This window comes from Burkholderia sp. HAN2018 (genome assembly GCF_024704855.1).
Classification (GTDB): Bacteria; Pseudomonadota; Gammaproteobacteria; order Burkholderiales; family Burkholderiaceae; genus Burkholderia; species Burkholderia cepacia.
Genome location: NZ_QOBB01000006.1, coordinates 71,993 through 90,289 on the forward strand (window position 1 = coordinate 71,993; position 18,297 = coordinate 90,289).

An 18,297-nucleotide genomic window follows, 5' to 3' on the forward strand; every position below is an offset into this window, starting at 1 on the left:
TCTGCGCACGTACCAAGGCTCGCGCAGAAAGTCGAACATAGGCATGGCTCGCCGCGACCTCTGCAGCAATACCCCGACATAACGCGCGAACAGTTGCAGGCGCCCCAAACGGAATCCGGCAACCGGCGGCATGCGACCGGTAACGCAGTCGTTACTACTACACGAGTCCACGGGCAGAGTCGGCAAAAATACCCGAAATCGCGAACTGAAGGTGCGTACAAGGTTACGAGAATGAGCGCCGGAACTGGATTTACAACCAGTTCTGGCATTGTCGGAACTTGATGACGCAAGATGCCATACGTATTTTTGCGCCTGCCGCGAGTCCGACGCTCGCGGATTCGACGCCGTGACCTCGCATTGCTTAACGTTTGCGAAATCTTCTATCAACGCAAATACCTCAACTCAGCCGGCAGATCCGTCAAATAGCCTGTCCGACGAGCGCTGCCCTTTGCAACGAACATGCACTAGCACGTCATTGTGACGAATCTGCAACACCGACGCAGAACAGACAAGCGCTTCCATTCTTCGCGCCACGTACATACCATTCGCGGCATACCCGGAACGCGCGACGATCCCCCACCGCTCATACCCGGCAATTCGACTCCCATCCTCGCAAAAGACCGCTGCCAGCGTACTTTTTCTAGTCGCAGGAGCACATCAACCGGGGCATCCAATGCAACCTCGTTACTCAAGAAATTCGAGTGCGCTCTATCAGCAATCTCAATACACTGGAAAATTCACGCCGGATGTGAAAAGATCATCTGTTTTTGAAACATCGCTGACCTGATTTTACAATCTTCTCGTTGCGGTGACGGAAAATGAGGCTGTTGTGGATGAATCCGTCACCGTAGTGGAAAGCTTACTAAGACACCTGGAATTCGTCAGACCATCGAATCCAAGCATCGAGCGCGCACTTCACACGAGTGGACAAGCCGGGACCCCGGCATCAATCTCGATCCGAGAACCCTCCACTGCATCGAGAATACGATGCGTATCGCGTGATGCGGTGACATGCTAGCGGGCCATTATCGAGCCATCCGGGACGGTCGTGTTCGCGCGTTGCGGTCCCCGACAGATTTCAGCGCATTCCCAACCTACTCGCACCGCCACGGCGGTCAAACACCTCGGGGAACTTGTTTCCATGATTCAGATGCATAACCCTGCAGCCAGCCTTTCGGAGTTGTTCGGTTACCATGACGAACGCTTCGTCACCGTCGCTTATCAAACGCTTTTGCGGCGTGCGCCGGATGCCGAGGGCATGCGCTACTATTTGAATCGCGTCCGCACCGGCGTCAGCAAGACCGAGGTGATCGCGCAACTGTGTCTGAGCGCCGAGGGCAAAGCCGCACGCGTAGCCCTTCCCGGTCTTGACGAACTGCTTCAGGCCCACAAGCGCCGGAAGCTATGGTCGCCACGTTCTTGGTTCCAGCGTTCATCGACACCCGCAGCGCTCACACAAGAGCATACTGTTCGCGCAATCGAGAACAAACTGAACGCGTTCAGCGAAGCCATTCAGTTACAGATGGCAGAGTTTGATCGCAAGCTGGAACGATTGACCGCGCTGGCGGAATCGCTCGCGGCCGGCGAAACCTCGGGCGCGCTACCTGCGCCGGTTGCAAATGCGGAATCAACCTATCAGGCAGCAACTGCTCACGATCCGATTGCGCGCCGCTATGACGCAGCGCTAGCCGCTCTGCGTCCGCGCTTCACCGCTCAGGCATCCGAGCCGTCGGCCATCGCGACCGATATCTGTATTTCGATTCTGATGCCCGTTTATAAGGTACCGCTCGAGTACCTGGCGAAGGCAATCGAATCGGCGCAATACCAGAGCTACAAGAACTGGGAACTATGCATCGTCGACGACGGCTCCAATCAGCCGGATCTCGCTCGGTTCTTGCGTGACGCCGCGTCCCGCGATTCACGCATCAAGGTCTCGATCGAGGAAACGAATCGCGGCATCGCCGGTGCGACGAACATCGCGCTTGCGATGGCGTCCGGGGAGTTCATCGCTTTGCTCGACAATGACGACATGCTCACGTTCGATGCATTGCATCACGTCGTGTCTGCACTGCACGAGACCCCCGAACTGGACATGATCTACTCCGACGAGTGCAAGATCGACGACGCCGGCAATCCAATCCAGCTGTTCACGAAACCGGACTGGAGCCCGACCATGCTGTTCAACTGCATGTACACGGGCCATCTGTCGATCTACCGGAAGTCCTTGGTCGAAAAGGCCGGCAAGTTCCGGTCCGAATACGATTTCTCCCAGGATTACGATCTCGCGCTGCGCATTGCCGAGATGACCGAGCGTGTACATCACATCGACCGCGTGCTCTACGGCTGGCGAATGATTGCCGGCTCTGCCGCGCAAGGTGACAAGCCGCACGCGCGCGCGACGAACATCGCAGCACTGCAAGATGCTGCAGCCCGCCGCAATCTGCAAGGTGAAGCTTGCCCGGAACGTGCCGCCAATCACTTCCGGATCACCGTTTCGTCGATGACCGAAAAAGTCTCGATCGTCATTCCGTCGGATAACTTCAACAACATCCAGGATTCGATTGCATCGATCGTCGACAACTCGTTGTACGGCAATTATGAAATCCTGGTCGTCACGAACTCGAAGCTGATAAAGAAACTGAACAAGTCCGGGGTGCCGAAATGCGTCCGGTTCGTTCCGTTCGACAAACCATTCAATTTCTCGTTGAAGTGCAACGAAGGTGCGGCCCTGGCGACCGGCGAGATCGTCGTCTTCTTCAACGACGATGTACGCGTCGTGTCGAAGGACTGGATTGAGATGATCCTCGAGGGCTTCGCAGTCGGCCCGAACGTCGGTGTGGTCGGCCCCAAGCTCTTGTACGAGAACTATCTGATCCAGCACGCAGGCATGGTAAGCGGCGTGCGCGGGCTGGTCGGAACGGCATTCCATTGCCTACCGCATGAAACCGACACGCACTTCAGCATGGCCATGTGGCTGCGCGAAGTATCGCTGATCTGCGGCGCATGCCTCGCCATGCGCAAGAGCGTGTTCGACCGGGTCGGCGGTTATGACGCAATCAACGCACCGATTTCCCACTCGGATGTCGATCTCTGCTTCCGGGTTCGCGAAGAAGGATACACCTGCCTCTACACGCCGCACGCGACGCTCATCCACATTGGTCATATGTCGATTGGCGAAACGGAAAAGGCGGAAGTCGTCCACAACGTCGTGCGAAAGAAGGACAAATCCGACATCTTCCTGCTGCGTCGCTGGGGCAGGGAAACTTCGTACGATCCCTATTTCCCGCCGGCGATGCGCGACATCCTGTTCCATGACTCTCCGGATACGTGGCAACTGTATGCCGACGTTCCCCAGGCACCGGAAGGCGGCAAAGACATCCTGCTGGTCTCGCACGACCTTACGGGCAGCGGTGCACCGCGCGTCGTGTTTGAGATGGCGCGAGTACTGCGCGAGGCCGGCCATTTCGTCGTCGTTGCCTCTCCGACGGACGGCGTCTTCCGCCAGCAGCTCAATGAGCTTGGCGTGCCCGTCATCATCGACGAACTCCTGCTGCGCCAGCATCCTTCCGTCGAACGTTTTGCGCGCAATTTCGATCTCGTGATCGCCAATACGGTTGTCACATGGCCGGCGATCAAGCAGTTGAGTTCGGTCGTCGACACGTACTGGTACATCCACGAAATCTCGCTGCTCGATCATTTGCTGAACATTCAGCCCGATATCACCGAGGCATTCTCGGTGGCGAAAGGGATCTGGGTCGGCAGCGACCATGCTGCGGTGCTGGTCAAGCGCCTGCGCGCCGACGCCGAAGTGATCAAGTATGGCGTCAAGCCTCACAACGACAAGCCTCTGCCGCCCACAAAGGGGCGCTTCCCGCTAAACGTGTCGCTGATGGGTTCGTACGAACCGCGCAAGGGCCAGGACTTGGCCGTCGCAGCATTTGACCTGCTGCCGCCGGAATACCGTTCGAAACTTCGCCTCAATCTCTACGGTCGCGTGCTCGACGAACATTTCTTCCGTGCCGTCGAGACCAATGCACGTACGTTGCCGGAAATCACGATCCGGACGGAAATCCCGTACGAACGCTACGTCGAGGAATTGTCTGCGGCGGATGCAATCCTGATCGCGTCGCGCGACGATACCCTCCCGCTGGTATCGATCGACGCACTCGGTGTTGCCAAGGTACTCATGTGCACGAATACAACTGGCACGTCTTCGTACATCGAACACGGCGTCTCCGGCTTCGTGTCGCGCTCACCCGAACCGCAAGCGATCGCCGAGATGCTGCGTGAGGCAGTCGATCGCGCCAGTGAGCTTCCGGCGATCGCGATCGGTGGCAAAAAGGTGTTCGACGATCAATTTTCGGTCCAGGCGTTTACGAATGCTTTTTTCACTGCGTGTGGCGTAGCACCCGACGCCCATGCGAGGAAAAGCCATGCAACGGTTTGACGACGGAAAATCGCTCGCGGGCGCGCGCTGCACCGTGCTCGGAGCCAACGGCTTCATTGGCACGAATCTGTGTCTCGCGCTGCATCGCGCCGGCGCAACGGTGATCGGCGCTGGGCGGTCCGCGGCCGCGCGGGCGGAACTGGCTGAAAAAGTCACATGGCGACGCGCCGATCTCGCGACCGGCAGCGGGCTCGATGATGCGATCCGAAGCAGCGACTTCGTCTTTCATCTCGTCAACACGCTGCTGCCTGCCCCGTCCAACGAGGCAAAAAGCCGTGACGTGGAAGAGAATCTCGTGGGCACGCTGCGCCTTCTCGAGCTGTGCCGTGCGCATGGCGTCAAGAAGGTGATATATGCGTCCTCAGGCGGCACGGTGTATGGCCCCCAATCCGTCGTCCCGATCAACGAAGACGCCATCCCTCGCCCGATCTGCTCGTACGGCATCGTCAAGCACGCGGTCGAGGGTTATCTGCACCTGTTCCGCCATCTGCACCAGCTTGACTATGTCGCGCTGCGCATCGCCAACCCGTTCGGCGAATATCAGATGCCGCACGACCAGGGTTTGATCGCCACTTTGTTCGGCAAGGCGTTGAGCCGTACTCCTATCAGCATCTGGGGCGACGGAAGTGTCGTACGCGATTATGTGTACATCCAAGACGTCGTCGAAGCGATCATCACATCGACGACGCTGGACACGCCGCACTCGCCGCGCATCTTCAACATCGGTAGTGGCGTGGGAAAATCCGTCAACGACGTCATTCAGTCGATCGCCAGCATCCATCGTGATTTACCCAGCGTGGAATACAGCCCCGGCCGCGCTGCCGATGTTCCGATGAACATTCTCGATATCCGTCGCGCACGCGACTACCTGGGATGGACGCCTCGCACCGACTGGCAGTCTGCACTGGGCATCACGTACCGCTGGCTGTGTGGCGCGCTGAATGCGGCCGAAGGCACGCACCCATATGCAGCCACTGCGTAACTGGGCCGGCTGGCTTGGACGATGGCGTTGGACGGCAAAACATCTCGACATCGGCACGAATCCAAACGGCGGCGACGTGACAGCGACGCTAACGCGTCGCGTCCGTCCCGGCTGGTACATGGTCGAGCTACAGATTGCGTCAGGTGCCGTGCGCTGCAAATGCACGATCCACGCCGCGGCCAACCTGGACCAGACTGCCTTTCCGCTCTTCGCCTACTCTGGGCGATTGTGTAAACGGCTGATTTTCGTCGAGCGAAGCGGGATCGTGCAATTTCGCTTCGACCCGCCTGCTACGGGTTTCTCGATCACGCAGTTTGCGCTGGTCCGGGTCTCGCAACGCTTCGCACAATCGCGCATGCATACGCGTCTGCTGTCGACAGCCCCTGCGTATCGTGCAATGGTCCACCGAAGCGCCAACGCCATCGCAATAAACGAACTTTGGCAACATTACTGCGCGGCGTTCGATCAACGCAGCGAAGATGCACAGTATCTGAATTGGGTGCGTGAGTTCGACTCGCCGACCGAAGAGGATCAAACGGCGATACGCAGTGCTATCGAACAATCGGCAAACTCGCCACTCGTTTCCGTCGTCGTACCGGTGTACCGTCCGAATTGCGAGTGGCTGCGCCAAGCCGTCGAGTCGGTTCTTACGCAATCCTATCCCCACTGGGAATTGTGCATCGCCGATGATGGATCGGCGGATCCGGACGTCACGGCACTGCTGGACGAATATCGTTCGAATGACGCACGCATCAAAGTCGCACATCTCTCCACCAATGGCGGCATTTCGGCAGCGTCGAACTCTGCGCTGGCGCTCGCGACCGGCGCGTGGATTGCACTGCTCGATCAGGATGACCTGCTTGCCGAGCACGCGCTCTTCTGGATCGCGGACGCGATCGGGCGATTGCCGCACGCTCGGCTCATTTATTCGGACGAAGACAAAATCGACGAGACCGGCGCACGCACGGATCCCTACTTCAAAAGCGATTGGAACAGAGACCTGTTTTACTCGCACAACATGATCTGCCATCTCGCGGCTTATGCGCACCCGCTAATCATCGAGGTCGGCGGATTTCGCACGGAATTCGATGGCGCCCAGGATTACGATCTGGCGTTGCGCTGCATCGAACGCCTTCCCGCGACATCGATTCACCACATCCCGCGCATTCTTTATCACTGGCGCATACATGGCGGCAGCACCGCTTCCGACACCAACGCCAAACCCTACGCGCTTGCCGCCGGGCAGCGTGCGCTCGACAGTCACTTCAAGCGGGGCAACATTGCAGCGCACGTCGAGCCGGACGGCTCCGCTTACCGGGTACGCTACCCGCTGCCGTCTGACCTGCCACTTGTCAGCCTGCTCATCCCGACGCGTAACCAAACCGAATTGCTGCGCGTCTGCGTGGAGTCCATTCTCAGTCGAACCCAATACCCCAACTTCGAGATCCTGATCATCGACAATGGATCGGACGATCCCGATACCTTGCAATATTTGCGCGATATTGCTTCCGAGCCGAAGATCCGGATTCTCGACGACCCCCGTGAATTCAATTATTCGCGCCTCAACAATCTTGCCGTCCAGCATGCGCGCGGGACGATACTCGGGCTCGTCAACAACGACATAGAGGTCATCAATTCAGACTGGCTAACCGAACTGGTCAGCCATGCGGTGCGCCCGGAAGTCGGTGCGGTCGGCGCACGGCTCTGGTACAGCGACGAAACCATTCAACATGCCGGCGTGGTGCTCGGCATCCATGGTATCGCCGGCCATGTCCATCGGTTCCTACCCAAAGGGAGTCGCGGTGTACGCGATCGGGCGTGCCTGATCCAGTCATACTCTGCGGTGACCGGCGCGTGTCTGTTCGTCCGAAAAGCACTCTACGAGGAAGTGGGTGGTCTGAACGAGGTGGACCTCGCAGTCGCGTGCAACGACGTCGACTTCTGTCTCCGACTGCGCGAAGCCGGATATACCAATATCTGGACACCTTACGCGGAACTTTTCCATCACGAATCCGCAAGCCGCGGTCTCGACGACGCGCCCGAAAAGATCGAGCGCAGCGCGCGCGAAGTCGCATACATGCAACGTACCTGGGGCGAACAGTTGCTCGACGATCCGGCCTACAATCCGAACCTCAATCTCGATGCAGAGGATTTCAGCTATGCATGGCCGCCTCGCATCTCCCCCGCTCGCACCGCGCTTGCGCGCCATCACGCCGAACGCCCCGTCATTCCGACATGAGTTATCCGATCCCACCCGACACGCCGAGGCGCGTCCTGCTGGAAATGCGCCCCGCCCTCGACGGCTTCGCCGGCATTCCACAGGAAACCCGACTTCTGTTCCGCAATCTGGCCAGCAGCCCCTCGATCGAGATCGCCGGACTGCTGCAGACATCGCTGCGATTTCTGGAGCCCGGCACCGCATTGCTTAGGGACAGCGCGGACGACCGCACGCGTCCGATCAGTGAACAGTTCAATCGCTACTCGCGGGTAATCGTCAGTCTCGATACGAAGCCGAGCGACAAGCTGCTGAACGAAATCGAACTCTATCTGAAACGCCGACGCATCGCGTATGGCCTGATGCTGTCAACGGTATTCCACGGCCGACGCAGCAAGATTCCGCTCACACGCTTCGAGTCCCGCCACTTCGAGGAGTACGTGTGGCAGGCTCTGTTCAGTAAAACCTTGCCGGCGGAAGACTTCGCGCACGTCACGTCGCGCCCTTTTCGCGTCTGCACGATTCCATGGAACATCATGCAGTCGGCGGGAATTCTGTCAGCCAAATGGCGCAAGCGCGCCGTTTATCCGACGATCGACACTACCGGCCACGACGTCTTCATTGCGCAGACGCCGTATCCCGGCCGCGTCACATCGGGTACGACACTGGTCATCCGGTATCACGACGCGTTGCCGATCTTCATGCCACACGCGTTCGCAAACAAAATGCGGCATCAGACAACGCATTTTCGCGCCCTGGCAGATAACGTCGCCCAAGGCGCTTATTTTGCGTGCGTCTCGGAGTCCACTCGCCAAGACCTGCTTTCCGTGTTTCCGGAACTGGACGCGCGCGCCGTGACGATCCCGAACATGGTCTCGCATCATTACTATCCGGAGAACTCACCGCCGAACCGTGTCGAATCCATCATCCTGACGAGGCGCAATGCCAACATCAAGGACGTACCGTCACGGCCCGCGCCAGGTACGCCGTTCCGCTATCTGCTGATGGTGTCGACACTCGAGCCGCGAAAGAATCATTCGCTGCTGATTTCCGCATTCGCCGCACTACGGGCGTCGTCCGATCCGGATCTGAAGCTCGTTATCGTGGGTGGCATCGGATGGGATGCAGATCCAATCATCCGCGACATGCGCCCGTGGATCGAGCAGGATGCGCTCTACGCGCTGGAAAGGGTTCCGGCCGACGAACTGCGGGTGCTCTATCGTCATGCGGCAGCGACCGTCTGCCCGAGCGTCGCGGAGGGTTTCGACTTTTCAGGCGTCGAGGCAATGCGCAGCGGTGGTGTTGTTGCGGCATCGGATATTGCCGTACACCGGGAAATCTATGCGGACGCCGCAGAGTACTTCAACGCACATTGCGTGACGAGCCTGACCGATTGCCTCGAGCGGATGCTCCACTCAACGGATGCGAGCAGCAAGCGTCTGCACGCAGTCGAGCGCGGCGCAGTCGTCTCGGAGCGATATCTTCCGCATAACGTGCTGCCTCAATGGGAAGCATTTCTCGCGCGAATCGCCTCCTGCGCGTAATTACGACACGAGGAGCGAACCCTCCGCTCCTCGTCTGCAGTTCCGACAATGTATGTCAGAAATACTCGGCGTCGGCAAATGCGGAAGCAGCCGCATCCTTCGCGGATACGAGTGCCTCTTCCTTCACTGGCCACTCGATCGCCAGCGCCGGGTCGTCCCACTTGATTGCGCGCTCTGCATCCGGGTACCAGTAATCGGTTGTCTTGTACAGAAACTCAGCCGACTCCGACGTTACGACGAATCCGTGCGCGAATCCTTCAGGCACCCAAAGCTGCCGCTTGTTTTCAGCCGACAACCTGACGCCAACCCACTTGCCGAACGTCGGTGACGCACGACGGATGTCGACGGCGACATCAAGCACTTCTCCCGCCACAACACGCACGAGCTTGCCCTGCGCATGGCGGATCTGGTAATGAAGACCGCGCACCACGTTCTTCGCCGACTTCGAATGGTTATCCTGGACGAACGAAACAGATTGACCGACGGCCTCTTCGAACACCTTCTGATTGAAGCTTTCGAAGAAAAAACCTCGCGCATCGCCGAATACCTTCGGTTCGAAGATCTTGACGTCGGGAATAGCGGTCTCAATGACGTTCATCGTGCCGCTTCCTTCAGAATGTCCTTCAGATAGCTGCCATACCCGTTCTTGCTCAGCGGCTGCGCGAGACGAAGCAGCTGCTCCGCGTCGATATAGCCGAGCCGGTACGCCACTTCCTCGATACACGCGATCTTCAACCCCTGGCGATGCTCCATCGTCGAGATGAACTGCGACGCGCTGAGCATTGATTCGTGCGTTCCGGTGTCCAGCCACGCATAACCCCGCCCCATCGTCTGCACGTCGAGCGTACCTTCCTTCAGATAGAGCGCGTTGAGATCGGTGATCTCAAGTTCGCCACGCGGCGATGGTTTGATCGACTTTGCGAATTCAACGACGTGCTCGTCATAGAAATAGAGCCCCGTCACCGCAAAGTGCGATTTCGGCTGTTCAGGCTTTTCCTCGATACTGATGGCCTTGCCCGTGTCGTCGAACTCCACGACCCCGTAGCGCTCCGGATCCTGTACGCGATAGGCGAATACACTGGCCCCGGACGTCTTGGCGGCAGCTTTTTGCAGCAACGGCGCAAAATCGTGACCGTAAAAGATATTGTCGCCAAGGATCAGCGCCGACGGATCGCGACCGATGAACGACTCACCAAGCAGGAACGCCTGCGCAAGCCCGTCGGGACTCGGCTGGATCTTGTATTCCAGGTTGATGCCCCATTGCGATCCATCGCCTAGCAATTGCTCGAAGCGAGGCGTATCCTGCGGCGTCGAAATGATCAGAATGTCCCGGATTCCCGCGAGCAGCAGGGTGCTCAGCGGGTAATAGATCATCGGCTTGTCGTAAATCGGCAGCAATTGCTTGCTAACGGCCTGCGTCGCGGGATAAAGCCGGGTGCCGGACCCACCGGCGAGAATGATGCCCTTCCGTTTCATGTTGTCTTTACTCCTGCCTCAGTCGTGTATTTCGGAAAAGACGTGATCGACACCAAGGCGCCAATTCGGCAGATGTAGCCCGAACGCGCTGGTCAGCTTGCCGCAATCCAGCCGTGAATTGGCGGGACGCGTGGCCGGCAACGGATATTCGTGCGTCGCGATCGGTTGAATGTCTTTCGACTTCAGTTTCAGAGCGAGGCCACGACGCTCCGCCGAGGCGACCACATGGCACGCGTACTCGTGCCATGTCGTTTCACCGCTGGCGGCCAGATGATAGGTACCGTAGCCGAAGGCATCCGGCTGCTGGCCCTGACGCGCCACGAGATGTGCCGTCACGTCAGCGATCAGCGACGCAGAAGTCGGGGCGCCCACCTGATCCGCCACGATCTTGAGCTGATCACGCTCGCCCGCTAGACGCAGGATGGTTTTCAGGAAATTGGCACCATGCGCACCGACGACCCAGCTGGTCCGCAGAATCAAGTGCCGACATCCGGAATTGCGTACCGCCTGCTCGCCCTCCCACTTGGTCGTGCCGTAGATGGACTGTGGGTCCGTCGGATCTGATTCCCGGTAGGCTGTGGTTCCCGAACCCGAGAACACATAGTCGGTCGAGTAGTGAACGATCATCGCACCGTGTGCGGCGGCCCACTCTGCCATGACACCCGGCGCCGTGCCGTTGATTGCACGTGCGACATCCGGCTCGCTCTCTGCCTTGTCGACAGCCGTATAGGCTGCCGGATTGACGATCACATCGGGGCGTTCGCGATCCAGGACGGCCAGGATGCTGTCGGCCTTGCCGAGATCCATATCCTGACGCGTCAGCGCGGACACGGCGCCCAACGGAGCCAGCGAGCGACACAACTCGAAACCGACCTGGCCATTCGCGCCGCTGATCAAGATTCGCCGCATCCTCACGCTCCGTATTGCTTTTCAATCCACGAGCGATACTGTCCGCTCGTGACGTTCTTTACCCACTCCTGGTTCTCGAGATACCACGCAACCGTCTTGCGGATGCCCGTCTCGAATGTTTCGGCCGGCTTCCAGCCCAGTTCGCGCTCGAGCTTGCGCGCGTCGATTGCGTACCGGCGATCATGACCAGGACGGTCCTGGACGAAACTGATTTGCTTTGCGTACGACTCGCCGTCAGCACGCGGCTTCAATTCGTCGAGAATCGCGCAGATCGTGCGCACCACATCGAGATTGGCTTTTTCATTCCAGCCACCTACGTTGTAGGTCTCCCCAAGCACCCCGGATTTCAGTACCACGCGAATCGCCGAGCAGTGATCCTTCACATAGAGCCAGTCGCGGATCTGCTGCCCGTCGCCATAGATCGGCAGTGGCTTGCCCGCGAGGGCATTAAGGATGACAAGTGGAATCAGTTTTTCGGGAAAGTGGTACGGGCCGTAGTTGTTCGAACAGTTCGTGGTCACGACAGGTAACCCGTACGTGTGATGCCATGCTCGAACCAGGTGATCGGATGCTGCCTTGCTGGCCGAATACGGGCTGTTCGGCTCATAGGGATTCGTTTCCGCAAAAGGCGGATCGTTCGCGGTAAGCGTACCGAAGACCTCGTCGGTCGATACATGAAGGAATCGGAACGCATTGCGCTCGTCGTCCGGCAACGCACTCCAGAAACCGCGCACCGATTCGAGCAGATTGAACGTTCCCACTACATTCGTTTGAATGAATTCCCCAGGTCCCGTGATCGACCGGTCTACGTGGGATTCTGCTGCGAAATTGACGACAGCACGCGGCCGGTATCGTTCGAGCAACGCGCCGATGAATTCACGATCACCGATATCGCCACGCACAAACGTATGACGGCTATCACCGTCCAGCGATTTCAGCGTATCCAGGTTGCCTGCATACGTCAGCTTATCAACGTTGAGTATGTGCTCGTCACTACCCGAAAGCCAATCCAGCACAAAATTGGCACCAATAAACCCGGCTCCGCCAGTAACGAGCAACATAAATTCCCCCAGTTAAATAATCGAGCAAAAAATCGAAACCCATTCGATACAATAATCGAGGCCTCGTTTCGATTTGCCGTATTTTATATTGACAGGACCGCTGATTCAGCAGGCATCAAACCCGGACGACACTAGCCTGGCGTCGACCCATTCCGCACGCACTACCCGATCCTCTGGAAATCGGGCGTGCGTGGCCCTAACAGCGCCGTCAACTTAGCGCGTAACCTGGATACCCGTCACGACAGGGTATGCGACAGAAAATACGAGGTTCAGTACCTTCTGGATGTCGGTGATCGGCGCATTCGATACGTACAGCAAATCCTTGTTGTCCATCATGAAATTGCGCGCGATGAAAAACGAATTGGGATCGTGAAGATCAAGTCGATAAATAACTGGCACCTTGCCGTCTGCAGTCACGCGAGCCGGCTGATTCGGCCAATTGAGCGAACTCGCGCCCTCCATACGGAATATGAACACACCCCGTGCATCGGAACGCGCATCTTCGAGGCCACCAGCACGTGCGAGGGCTTGCGCAAGCGAGATGCCCTGGGCTTCGAAATTGATTTCCTGATTCTTGCCGGTCGCGCCCAGTGCCAGGAAGCTGTACGGCTGGAAAAGCGCAGTGACGACATCACCTGCACGCAACGGGACATTTTGCTTCGGATCTCGAATCACGGTTTCGAGCGGAAGCGCCACGACCTTGTCGCCGCGGGTCACTTGTAGCGTGATCTTGTCAATCGGCTGACGCACGCCGCCGGCACTTGCCAGTGCATCCAGCAACCGTTCGCCGCGGGCCGACAACTGCATACGATTACTGCTCACCACGTCGCCGACAACTGTGACGTAAGAGGTTGCATTTCGCGACAGACGGACCAGGACTTGCGGATCGTGCGCGATATTCTTCAGATGATTCGTGATATCGCGCGCCAGTTGCGTCGGCGTTCGACCAGTAGCCTTGACATTACCGACGAATGGCACGTTGATGATGCCGCTGCCGTCGATCGTCTGCTCAGGCAGCACCGTCACGCGAGCGTTGCTGGGGCCGCTCCGGCCATCACCCTGCACTGCCCCGAAGAGCATCGCCGGTGGCGCCTCCCAGATCGATACCTCAATCGTGTCGCCGACCCCGAGTTGTTGCTGGAAATCGGCTGCGACTCCAAGCGTCGTTGCAAAATCCGCACTCCCGCGTGCAGCGTAGAGTTTGCGGGCGACATCGTCGGTTATGTCGACAATCTGGATTCCGGTCGCGTTCTCGGCTGTGGCGGATGAATTCGCTGCGCGATTGACCTGAGCGGTGCTGGGCCCCGACGTCGGTACGATAGAACAACCGGCGAGCGCGCCGATCAGCAGCACCGGCGTTATGGCACGGCTTAGCAAATGCGACATGAAGTGCGAATTTAAAAATAGACTGGCGCGAATTGTCGCACAGTGCGAGATGACATAGAATAATTTGACCATATATATTGCACGAGTCTGCTGAACTCGGCAAACATACGTCCTGCTGAGACGACCAGCTCCCGCGTAGCGCAACTCCATTACAATCTAGTGACACAATTTCTTCTGGACGTCACGCGTCTTGCCAAACGTTTTCACGATGGTCTGATTCCCACCGGCGTCGATCGAGTCGGATTGGCCTACATTGAGCGATACGGCGAACAAGCGCGCGCGATTCTGAGCGAGCAGGGGTTTTCCGTGATGATGTCGGAACAGAACTCCCAACGCATCTTCTCGTTGCTGTTGTCGACAAAACGCGACACAGGGCTGTTGCGCAGGATCATCGCCCAGACCATGCTCAGGCCGCTAGCCTCGGCCGGGTTGCAAGATGCGACGCTGCTGCATACCAGTCACAACGGTATGGAGTTTCCTCGCTATTACCGTGCAATGAATAAGCGCAATGCTCGCACGGTCTTCATGGTACACGACCTCATCCCGCTCACCCATGCGGAATACTGTCGCCCCGGCGTCGGTGATGCGCATCGCGCACGCATCCGTACAGCCTTACGACATGCAAGCGGGCTGATCGCCAACTCCCAGGGTACGCTTGATGCGCTTGCCGACGAGGCACAACTGTCCGGTTTGCCGTTGCCGCCCACCGTCGTCGCACATCTCGCGCCGGCGCCACTGCAGCGGATCGCGAGTGCCCCGCCGCTGAGCAAGCCATATTTCGTCATGCTAGGCACCATCGAACCCAGGAAGAACCACTGGTTCATGCTGCATGTATGGCGCAGGCTGGTCGAACTGCACGGCGACGCCGCGCCGAAACTCGTGATCGTCGGCCGTCGCGGCTGGGAATGCGAGAACGTCGTCGACATGCTCGAGCGCTGCGCCGAACTGCGCGGCTTTGTCATCGAGGAGTCGGGTTGCTCGGACGAGCGCCTCAACACGCTGCTGCAACATGCTCGCGCACTGCTTTTCCCGTCTTTCGCAGAAGGCTATGGCCTACCCCTCGTCGAAGCGCTTGCGTTGAACGTACCGGTGCTGGCCAGTAATATCGCCATCTTCCGTGAGATCGCCGACGACATCCCCGATTATCTCGATCCGCTTGACGGACCGGGATGGCAGGCAAAGATCATGTCGTATGCAGCAAACGACAACCCGGAGCGTTCGGCTCAGCTGTTGCGCATTCCCCGCTTTCGTGTGCCAACGTGGCGTGATCATTTTGACCGCGTCGATGCATTCCTCGCCACACTGAACTGAACGATGACTCGCCTGATTCCCGCCCTGATGGACTGGGTGCACTTACAACCATTCAACCGCCATTGGGCAACCCGAGCCAAATGCGGCGCATAGTCAACGGAGCCGCGGCGATCTGGCATCGCCACGCAACACGCGCAAGGCCGCACCGTCTGGCCGATTGGTCGACCGAAGTCATCGTGGCCGGCCCAATCGCCGCTCGACCGTCGCCAGGATTGCCCCCCCTGTCCTGGCTGCCATCGACTGGCGGCAACAATACAGACCAGGTCGTCTCCGCGCTCGACGCGAGACTGCAATGCGCGCCTCAGACGGATACGTCACACGCAATTGAGGCGTTGATGTCCCGCGTATTGGCGTCGGATGCGCTACACATGCGCTCCAGGATCGTCCCTTTACCGAGCGAACTGGAACACGATGCAACGCATCCCGCCGTCCTTCTGATCGACGAACGAACCCATTCGGCAGTCGATCCTGGCTCACGCCCAACGCAGCGCGCAAGACAATTTCGCGAAATGGTTGCCCAGATCCGCAGCCTGGAACACAACGCGTCAATCTGGATATTACGCAGCAACGATCCAGGAAGCGGCCCCTGGCTGTCGTCGCACGTACGATTGCCGGACAACACAAAGCTCCTCCACACGAATACATCGCTGCGCGACCTCCTTCGCCACGTCAACCGCATGTATACCGTCACTGCGTCCGAAGGCATGGGCGCATTGCTGGCGAACGTGCCGCTACACGTGTTCGGTCGACCACTTTACGCGGGATGGGGACTGACCAGCGACGCCCGGTCACTGCCGAATCGCATTGCTCGCCCGACAATCGCAGCACTGTTCGAATCCCTTTTCGTGGAGCACGTGCGCTACCTTGACCCGATCACGTGCGGTCCCGGCACGCTCAGCACGCTACTCGACCTCGTCGACGTGCAACACGCAGTCGCACGGAGATTCGCCGACATCGATCAACTCGCGGGCATCCGCTTTCAATGGTGGAAACGGCCGTTCGCCACCCCCTTTCTAACCGCAGGCGGCGGGCGGTTGCGCTGGACGGACGGAACCCATCCCGCGCGGCATGGCGAAATTGCCGCCTTCTGGGGTGCACGCACTGCGGACAACCTGTCTGGCGTGCCGCGCGTCAGGATCGAGGATGGTTTCATCCATTCCACTGGCTTGGGATCGGATATGTCGCCGCCGCGCAGTCAAGTTGTTGACCGCCGAGGCATCTATTTCGACGCCAGTGCGCCCAACGACCTGACTGACCTGCTGAACCACGAGACGTTCGACGACGCAGAACTGGCGCGAGCAGCAGCACTGCGGCGCAAGATCGTCAGTTCGGGGTTGACGAAATACAACCTGGGTCGCCAAGCACCGACCTGGCATGCGCCCACCGGGCGGACCGTCATTCTCGTTCCCGGTCAGGTTGCTGACGACGCATCGATCCGGCTTGGTACACGGAGCATCAACAGTCTGGAGACACTGCTGCATCGCGTGCGCGAGCGTCGACCCGACGCATTCATCGTGTACAAGCCCCATCCGGACGTGCTGTCGGGAAACAGGAACGGCCTCGTCAATGCCGCCCAGTTGGCAGACGTCGTCGACTCAGAATCGGACATGATTTCGTTGATCGAGGCTGTCGACGAAGTGCATACGCTATCGTCGCTCGCCGGATTCGACGCATTGCTGCGCAACAAGACAGTCTGCACATACGGGTTACCGTTTTACGCCGGCTGGGGTCTGACCGACGACGATCTCGCACCGCTACCTTGGCGAGAGCGGACTTTGTCACTCGATATGCTGGTGGCAGGCGCCCTGCTGCGCTACCCGCTTTACTGGGACTGGCGACTCCAGGTCTTTACCACCCCCGAAGCCGTGGTCAGCCAATTGTCGGCGGCCGCGGCGCGGCCGCTCAGAACTGTCGCCCAGGACCGCTGGCGCATCTATCTGAAGGCATTTCGCTGGACTCGAAACGTCCTGCGCCACCTTTCCTGGCGCTATCGGCAAAACTCGGCACGCAGAGACCCCCTCTAACCGTACATCCGAGCCGGGCCCCACCCTCCCGCACCGCCCAACCGGGCGGTACAAATGTCTTCCGGTTGCCCCACGGGCACATGTCGCGGTATAAGAACCGCGGCGACGCATTTCCTCGCGCCCGCCGCCGCCCAACTCCCCGAGGAACGCATGATCGATCTCGCCACCGCCCAGCAATTCCTGATGACCCGCGGCCTCGACTTCGGCCTCAACCTCCTCGCCGCGATCGTCTTGTGGTTCGTCGGCCGCTGGGCGATCCGCATCGGTACCCGCCTGCTCGGCAAGGTCGTGCGCCGCAGCGGCAAGGTCGACCCGACACTCACCGACTACCTGACCTCCGTCGTCGGCGTGCTGCTGACGATCCTGCTGATCCTCGCGATCCTGCAGATCTTCGGCGTGCAGACCACCTCGTTCGCCGCACTGCTCGCCGGCCTCGGCCTCGCGATCGGTACCGCCTGGGGCGGCCTGCTCGCGCATTTCGCCGCCGGCGTGTTCATGCAGGTGCTGCGTCCGTTCAAGATCGGCGACGTGATCAGCGCGGGCGGTGTCACGGGCACGGTCAAGGAGCTCGGCCTGTTCGGCACGACGATCGTCACGCCGGACAACATCGTGACGATCGTCGGCAACAACAAGATCTTCTCGGACAACATCGCCAACTACAGCGCAACGTCGTATCGTCGCGTCGACCTGACCGCGAAGATCGCGAACGGCGTCGATGCGGTCGACGCGATCAACCGCCTGAAAGCGTCGATCCAGCAGATCCCGAACGTGCTGACCAGCCCGGCGCCGGACGTCGGCGTGCTGCAGTTCACGCCGGAAGGCCCGCTGCTGTTCGTGCGCCCGTCCACGCAACCTGAAAACTACTGGCAGGTGTACTGCGACACCAACCGCGTGATCCTCGAGACGTTCCGCGACGCGCAATACCCGACGCCCGAAACGCCG

Annotated in this window: 12 protein-coding genes; 7 read left to right on the plus strand and 5 right to left on the minus strand. The window is 59.3% G+C overall.

What is annotated here, in order from left to right; translation table 11 throughout:
• The first annotated feature begins 1,141 nt into the window (after positions 1-1,141).
• From DPV74_RS02720 to DPV74_RS02735, 4 genes are read left to right on the plus strand one after another with little or no spacing between them, the layout of a single operon-like run.
• Positions 1,142-4,447: a glycosyltransferase gene (locus tag DPV74_RS02720; RefSeq protein ID WP_119336452.1), complete on the plus strand. Its 3,306-nt coding sequence runs from the start codon at positions 1,142-1,144 to the stop codon at positions 4,445-4,447.
• Positions 4,434-5,429 carry an NAD-dependent epimerase/dehydratase family protein gene (locus DPV74_RS02725; protein ID WP_162922926.1) on the plus strand — a complete coding sequence of 332 codons (996 nt, stop codon included), beginning with the start codon at positions 4,434-4,436 and terminating at the stop codon, positions 5,427-5,429. The genes DPV74_RS02720 and DPV74_RS02725 overlap by 14 nt, the downstream gene beginning before the upstream one ends.
• Positions 5,389-7,668, plus strand: a complete 2,280-nt coding sequence (locus DPV74_RS02730) for a glycosyltransferase family 2 protein (RefSeq protein WP_240439906.1) — start codon at positions 5,389-5,391, stop codon at positions 7,666-7,668. Before DPV74_RS02725 ends, DPV74_RS02730 begins: the two co-directional genes overlap by 41 nt.
• Complete coding sequence (locus tag DPV74_RS02735) at positions 7,665-9,188, plus strand: glycosyltransferase family 1 protein (RefSeq protein WP_119336454.1); 1,524 nt, start codon at positions 7,665-7,667, stop codon at positions 9,186-9,188. Before DPV74_RS02730 ends, DPV74_RS02735 begins: the two co-directional genes overlap by 4 nt.
• Positions 9,189-9,243: 55 nt before the next feature.
• Here DPV74_RS02735 and rfbC read toward each other — a convergent pair whose 3' ends face one another.
• The 5 genes from rfbC to DPV74_RS02760 form a co-directional block, all read right to left on the minus strand.
• The gene (rfbC, locus tag DPV74_RS02740; RefSeq protein WP_111942343.1) at positions 9,244-9,786 is read right to left on the minus strand and encodes a dTDP-4-dehydrorhamnose 3,5-epimerase; all 543 of its coding nucleotides are present in this window, start codon (positions 9,784-9,786) and stop codon (positions 9,244-9,246) included.
• A complete protein-coding gene (gene rfbA, locus DPV74_RS02745) occupies positions 9,783-10,664 on the minus strand; it encodes a glucose-1-phosphate thymidylyltransferase RfbA (protein ID WP_119336455.1) in 882 nt (293 codons plus the stop codon). The genes rfbC and rfbA overlap by 4 nt, the downstream gene beginning before the upstream one ends.
• 18 nt (positions 10,665-10,682) lie before the next feature.
• A complete protein-coding gene (gene rfbD / locus DPV74_RS02750) occupies positions 10,683-11,573 on the minus strand; it encodes a dTDP-4-dehydrorhamnose reductase (protein WP_111942347.1) in 891 nt (296 codons plus the stop codon).
• A gap of 2 nt (positions 11,574-11,575) precedes the next feature.
• Positions 11,576-12,634 carry a dTDP-glucose 4,6-dehydratase gene (rfbB, locus tag DPV74_RS02755; RefSeq protein ID WP_119336456.1) on the minus strand — a complete coding sequence of 353 codons (1,059 nt, stop codon included), beginning with the start codon at positions 12,632-12,634 and terminating at the stop codon, positions 11,576-11,578.
• Positions 12,635-12,847: 213 nt separating this feature from the next.
• On the minus strand, positions 12,848-14,020 hold the full coding sequence (locus DPV74_RS02760; protein ID WP_111942351.1) for a polysaccharide biosynthesis/export family protein: 1,173 nt from the start codon (positions 14,018-14,020) through the stop codon (positions 12,848-12,850).
• A gap of 159 nt (positions 14,021-14,179) precedes the next feature.
• On the opposite strand from DPV74_RS02760, the gene DPV74_RS02765 reads away from it, so the two are divergent.
• From DPV74_RS02765 to DPV74_RS02775, 3 genes are all read left to right on the plus strand, one after another.
• Positions 14,180-15,331, plus strand: coding sequence for a glycosyltransferase family 1 protein (locus tag DPV74_RS02765; RefSeq protein ID WP_119336457.1), 1,152 nt, complete (start codon positions 14,180-14,182; stop codon positions 15,329-15,331).
• A gap of 80 nt (positions 15,332-15,411) precedes the next feature.
• Positions 15,412-17,355 carry a capsular biosynthesis protein gene (locus tag DPV74_RS02770; RefSeq protein ID WP_119336458.1) on the plus strand — a complete coding sequence of 648 codons (1,944 nt, stop codon included), beginning with the start codon at positions 15,412-15,414 and terminating at the stop codon, positions 17,353-17,355.
• Between the two features lie 150 nt (positions 17,356-17,505).
• A partial coding sequence (locus tag DPV74_RS02775) for a mechanosensitive ion channel family protein (RefSeq protein WP_162922927.1) occupies positions 17,506-18,297 on the plus strand: 792 nt, incomplete at its 3' end.

Coding starts and splice junctions, on each gene's coding strand:
- DPV74_RS02720 (WP_119336452.1), top strand. CDS start 1,142: ATGATTCAGATGCATAACCCTGCAGCCAGCCTTTCGGAGTTGTTCGGT.
- DPV74_RS02725 (WP_162922926.1), top strand. CDS start 4,434: ATGCAACGGTTTGACGACGGAAAATCGCTCGCGGGCGCGCGCTGCACC.
- DPV74_RS02730 (WP_240439906.1), top strand. CDS start 5,389: ATGCGGCCGAAGGCACGCACCCATATGCAGCCACTGCGTAACTGGGCC.
- DPV74_RS02735 (WP_119336454.1), top strand. CDS start 7,665: ATGAGTTATCCGATCCCACCCGACACGCCGAGGCGCGTCCTGCTGGAA.
- rfbC (WP_111942343.1), bottom strand. CDS start 9,786: ATGAACGTCATTGAGACCGCTATTCCCGACGTCAAGATCTTCGAACCG.
- rfbA (WP_119336455.1), bottom strand. CDS start 10,664: ATGAAACGGAAGGGCATCATTCTCGCCGGTGGGTCCGGCACCCGGCTT.
- rfbD (WP_111942347.1), bottom strand. CDS start 11,573: ATGCGGCGAATCTTGATCAGCGGCGCGAATGGCCAGGTCGGTTTCGAG.
- rfbB (WP_119336456.1), bottom strand. CDS start 12,634: ATGTTGCTCGTTACTGGCGGAGCCGGGTTTATTGGTGCCAATTTTGTG.
- DPV74_RS02760 (WP_111942351.1), bottom strand. CDS start 14,020: ATGTCGCATTTGCTAAGCCGTGCCATAACGCCGGTGCTGCTGATCGGC.
- DPV74_RS02770 (WP_119336458.1), top strand. CDS start 15,412: ATGCGGCGCATAGTCAACGGAGCCGCGGCGATCTGGCATCGCCACGCA.